At 66.9% G+C, this 3,281-nt stretch carries 4 protein-coding genes and 1 pseudogene; 2 read left to right on the top strand and 3 right to left on the bottom strand.

Annotation, left to right across the window (positions count from 1 at the left end; genetic code table 11):
• Positions 1-205 (bottom strand): annotated as a pseudogene (locus VXC91_RS43895) (MarR family transcriptional regulator); the annotation flags it as partial.
• Between the two features lie 246 nt (positions 206-451).
• On the opposite strand from VXC91_RS43895, the gene VXC91_RS43890 reads away from it, so the two are divergent.
• A complete protein-coding gene (locus VXC91_RS43890) occupies positions 452-889 on the top strand; it encodes a hypothetical protein (RefSeq protein WP_329512935.1) in 438 nt (145 codons plus the stop codon).
• 89 nt (positions 890-978) lie between these two features.
• Complete coding sequence (locus tag VXC91_RS43885) at positions 979-1,683, top strand: sigma-70 family RNA polymerase sigma factor (RefSeq protein WP_329512934.1); 705 nt, start codon at positions 979-981, stop codon at positions 1,681-1,683.
• A 221-nt stretch (positions 1,684-1,904) separates the two neighbouring features.
• Here the strand turns inward: VXC91_RS43885 and VXC91_RS43880 are convergent, their stop codons facing one another.
• Positions 1,905-2,927, bottom strand: coding sequence for a hypothetical protein (locus tag VXC91_RS43880; protein ID WP_408057624.1), 1,023 nt, complete (start codon positions 2,925-2,927; stop codon positions 1,905-1,907).
• A 68-nt stretch (positions 2,928-2,995) separates the two neighbouring features.
• Positions 2,996-3,121, bottom strand: coding sequence for a hypothetical protein (locus tag VXC91_RS43875; protein ID WP_329512933.1), 126 nt, complete (start codon positions 3,119-3,121; stop codon positions 2,996-2,998).
• Between the last annotated feature and the right edge of the window lie 160 nt (positions 3,122-3,281).

Raw genomic sequence — 3,281 nt, 5'->3', positions numbered from 1 at the left:
CCCACAGGTGCATCATGACCAGTTCCTGGCCCGGATGAAGGCCGATGCGGCGCAGCAGTTGTCCCGCGACCATGCGGTGCAGGCGGGTCAGGCGGACGATCGCGTTGCTGACCGTCTCGGTGCCGGCCGCGGCCGGCGCCGAGACGGTGACCTCCCGCCCCGTCCCCGCGGGCCCGTTCCCGGTCTCTGGTGTGGACTGCGCCATCTCTTCCTCACTTTCCTGCCTGAACAACTTGATCCTAACCTGATGGTCGACAGCCCCGAGCGCCATCCAGGCTTAGGCAGAGACATGAACAGGTGGGAGTGTGTGATGTGCTTCATGCCTGACCCGGGGATGGGTGCATGAGATTTACCTGTTCGGACATATGATTTACTTGCTCGGGCAGGCATTCGCTGGTGCGGCAGCGGGGTGCCCGGGCCGCTGAGCATCACCTATCTCGAGGAGGAGACCATGACCACTGCTTTCGACCCGATCGTCCTGGACGGCAACCCGGCAGAGCGCGCCGTGATGGCGCCGATGAACCGCAGCCGTACCTCCGGGCCTGGCGCCGAGCCGACGGAGCTGCCGGCGACGCACCGACCGCGGGAAGCCGCCGGCATCACCGACGACTCCAGGGTTGAAACAGCCATCGAGGCCGCGACCGCAGAAGCCGGGCGCCTCGACTTCTCCCTGAGCAACGTCACCGACAGCGGAACGTTCCGAACCGGCGAGGTTCACTCCACCGACGTACTGAACAGCGTGATCGCCCTCCACGTGCGCGACGTGTTTCTCTCCAACGGCCAGCACCGTGGACGAGCAGCAGCGGACGGCCTGCCTGACCTCTGGCGTCCCGGCCGAGGACAGCATCGCCGTCCTGCAGTTCTCAATGCCTCAGGAAAGCAGCAGTGAGCCCGAGCACCGTCCCGGACCCGGCTTCCCTCCCGACACCGCACGAGAAAGAGACGCGCGTGAGCAGTCGTCGCACACAACGAGCCGTCTTGCTGCAACAGGATCGACGCATCCCTGTCACTGAAGGCACTGACTACGAGATCGCCACTCCGCTGAACACCGGCACTTTGATCGGCGCTCCCACCGCCGCGCCGGATCCAGCCGAACTCGTCGAGCTCTTCCAGCGTGTGGCCATGCCGTTCATCGACCGGCTGTACGCGGCCGCGGTACAGATGACCCGCGACCGCCGCGACGCCGAGGACCTGATCCAGGAGACCTACCTCAGGGCTTTCGACGCCTTCGGGTCGTTGACCTGGCAGACAGATCCCAGGATGTGGCTGTTTCGGGTCCTGGCCGACACCGCATGCGATGCCTGTGGCGAGCGACAGCGCCCCGCGCGCTCAAGCTCTCCGACGCGACGCCCCATCGGCCGGTTGTCCGGCACAGGACGCCCGACGTTGCATGTTCCCCAGACCGCCCAGGCGCAGGCTCTGGGCCGGCTGTCGGACCATGCGGTGAAAGTCGCGCTGCAGCAACTCCCGCTGAAGCTCGCGATCGTCGTATACCTGGCCTACGTTGAAGACTTCTCCCACGTGGAGATCGCGGAGATCCTGAGCATCCCTGCCAGCACCGCGAAATCCCGGTTGCACTATGGGCGACGGTGTCTGCAGGGGCTGCTTACCGACGCCGCACGCCAGCGCGGGCTCCTGTCCCGCACGATCAATGGCTCTGTCGAAGCCTCGGTTACGTCGTGAGGCGCTGCAATCCGCGCCCGGGTGTGAAGCCCGCACCATCGTCTCGTCGCAGCCAGAAGCCGGATGCAGGGCCCATACGAGCTGGCTTGATCCGGCGGAGAGCAGCCCCGGCAACGGAACGCGCCGGAAGCGTTGTCGCGCTCCGCGCCCGGCGCACCCGTCATCGGGTGTCCCAGGCTTTGCCAGGTCGTTCGCCACGTGCTTCGCGGCCGACCGGAGCCTCATCCCGCAAAGGTCTTCGTATCGCCCTGCCAATCCCCTGGAACGGAAGCGTAGAGACGTTGGTTATTGCAGCCCGGCCTTCCTGATCGGTCCGGGCTCGCGCCTCCTGGATGATCCGTTCGAGCTCGACGGGCGGCCTCCCGCCAGCCGCGCCATAGCGCCGTTTCGTGCTGCAGAAGTCCGCAATCCAGGTGGCGGTCTTCAGCCTCGCCTCGGTGCAAGTGGTGAAGGGGTGCTTCCGCGTGGACCGTCATCCGATCGTCGGAGACGCTGGCAAGGGTGACCACCACGCTCGTGACCAGGTGCGGGGTGTTCTCCTCACAAGTTTCGGTGACGTGGACCTTGTAGCCGTCCCAGTCGATGTCGCGCTTCCCGCCGGTGCGGGCATCCAGGTCATAAGGGGTCACCAAGCGCATCAGGCCTGGTAGCCGGTCTTTTGGGCCCCGGCAGGCCACCTCCCTGTCGACCAGGTGGAAGCACTGCACCCACACCCGCCGCAGCACCTCCACCTCCGGCAGCCTGCGCAATCCCGGCGGAGAGTCCTTGGCCCAGATCATCCGGAACAGGTGCATAGCGTCGCCGCCGATCCGCCGATACGTCTGATCACGCCGGGACCGCTCCTTGGGGAAGCGAGAGTCCACAGCCCGGGTGGCGTAGTGCTTGAACCGCTCCGGCCGGGCACGCTCGTTCAGCCGGCCGGGCTCGGCCAGGGCCACGGCATTCAGCGCCGAGCGCAGGGTCTCCGCGACCGGTTCCAGCCGGTTGAGCTCGCACACCGCAGACAGCACGTGAGTGAAGTCGGTCCTCGCGCCGCCCCGGACGGTCACCAGGCCCCACCGGCGGGCTGCGGCCAGCACCGCGTCCAGGATCTCCCGGCCGCCGGCCGCTGCGACGAGCCGGTCACGGAACTCCGACAGCACCGAGTAGTCATAGCCCGCATCGGCCGGTTCCAGCCCGAGCGCGTACTGGGATGCTGCCGATGATCGGCTCGAATCTGGCCCCGCAGGCTTCTGCCGCGCCAACGGCTGCGACCGCGTGTCGACCGTTCCAGCGGCACCTGCAGGCACCGTTGTTCACATGGCCAGGGCTCTCATCTCGATCGCTTCCCCTGGGCGTACACCGGATAGACCACCGACGGGGCCGCGCCGGCCCACAGGGCCGGCACAACCGCTAGGGCGGCGGTCCAGAAGCTCGCCACGGGGCGGAGCGTAGTCATGGGCAGGGGTCCTTTCGAGCGGGTGCATGGGCCGGAGCCTGCCGGGACCGGTACTGCCGCACGCTACATATTTGACTCTGAATCCCCAACTCAAATCCGAGTACACTGGGGCCATGACCCAGAAGGCAACGACCTCAGAACCGTTGTGCTCTATCCGAAG

Source organism: Streptomyces chiangmaiensis (assembly GCF_036281785.1).
GTDB classification, from domain to species: domain Bacteria; phylum Actinomycetota; class Actinomycetes; order Streptomycetales; family Streptomycetaceae; genus Streptomyces; species Streptomyces chiangmaiensis.
This window is presented reverse-complemented; position numbering and strand designations above follow the sequence as displayed.